This is a genomic window from Micromonospora foliorum, assembly GCF_022229015.1.
Classification (GTDB): domain Bacteria; phylum Actinomycetota; class Actinomycetes; order Mycobacteriales; family Micromonosporaceae; genus Micromonospora; species Micromonospora foliorum.
In genome coordinates this window covers 1-1,454 of sequence record NZ_JAKKFF010000262.1, presented here as the reverse complement: position 1 = coordinate 1,454, position 1,454 = coordinate 1, and the positions used below count along the sequence as shown (strand labels likewise).

Sequence of the window (1,454 nt, the reverse complement as noted above, 5' to 3'; positions counted from 1 at the left end):
CGCCCCGCCGCCCGTCGCCGCGCCGGTCGCCCCTCCCGTTCCGCCGCCACCCGCCCCGGCGGTCGGCTCGGCGATCGCCGAACGTGCCTACCCGGCCCGGATCGAGTGGCGGCCACCGGCCGTCGACCAGGAGCAGGAGCGCGCCAACGGTCTGCTCCAACGGGACCTGGGCACGCCCCGGGTGTTCGCCTTCGCCAACCCCAAGGGCGGGGTGCACAAGACGACCGCCACCGTGCTCGCCGCGGCGACGATCGGCAGCGTCCGCGGCAAGGGCGTGCTGGCCTGGGATGACAACGAGCTGCGCGGCACCCTCGGCCTGCGCGCCGGCAGCGCCCGGCACGCCCGGACGATCCGGCACCTGATCAGCGACCTGGCCCAGATCGAGATCCTGGAGGACGCGACCCTGCTGGACCGGCTGGACGACTACCTGCGGCACGCCTCCGACGGCTCGTACGACGTGCTGGCCGGCGAGGAGAGCCCGCGCTTCGCCCAGCGACTGGACCAGTTCACCGTGCGACGGGTGCTGGAGTTGCTGCGGCGCACCCACGACGTGGTCTGCGTGGACACCGGCAACAACGTGGAGAGCCCCAACTGGCGCACGGTGATGCAGGCCGCCGACCAGCTGGTGGTGACCACCGTGCCCCGGGAGGACGCGGCGTTCAGCGCGGACTGGATGCTCGACCTCCTGCACGAGGAGGGCATGGGCGAGTTGGCGGACAACGCGATCACCCTGATCTCCTGCCCGACCCCGGGTCGCTCGACCCTCCAGGACGACCTGGAGCGGCACTTCGCCACCCGTACCCGAGGGGTGGCCGTCGTGCCGTACGACCCGGCTCTGGAGACCGGGTCGTCGATCGAGTACCACCAGCTTCAGCCGGAGACCCGGCAGGCGTGGCTGCGGGCCGCCGCGATGATGGTGGAGCCGTTCGCCCGGTGAGCTGGTCTGCCGCCACCGGAGCCCCGGCCTCGCACCGGGCCTGAGAGGATCATCGGGTGAGCCCGGACAACCCCGACCCTGAGCGGCCCGACGACGAGGCCGACCAACCCGCGCCACCCCGCACGCCGGACGCTAAACCGCAGGCGGTCGACCCGTCGGACGGGACAGCGCCGGACGGGTTCGGCCCGAGCCAGTTGCCGGCCTCGGCGGCGTACCAGAGCTCACTGGAACTTCGGTTCGACGAGCCGCGTCGTCCGCTGCGCGCCGTGGCGACGGTGCTGGGCGCCGTGCTCGCGCTGGCCGCGCTGGGTGTCCCGCTCGGGCTGCTCTGGGCCGCGCTCGCGCCGGACACTCCGGTGCTCAAGACCGCCGAGGGGGCGATCTACGCCGAGCCGCAACCGGAGCAGCCGATCGCCGCCGACGGCTGGTTCAGCCTGCTCGGGCTCGCCTTCGGGCTGCTCGTGGCGCTCGCCCTGTGGTTCGTGCTGCGTCGGCGGCGCGGCCCGGTCGGGCTGCT

General features: G+C 73.9%; 1 protein-coding gene and 1 pseudogene. Both read left to right on the top strand.

Translation table 11 applies throughout. The features are described from left to right. The coding region (locus PSH25_RS19780) for a MinD/ParA family ATP-binding protein (RefSeq protein WP_238660492.1) at positions 1–937 on the top strand (937 nt) is incomplete at its 5' end. Positions 938–993: 56 nt separating this feature from the next. Beyond that, positions 994–1,454: pseudogene (locus PSH25_RS34025) on the top strand (DUF2567 domain-containing protein); the annotation flags it as partial.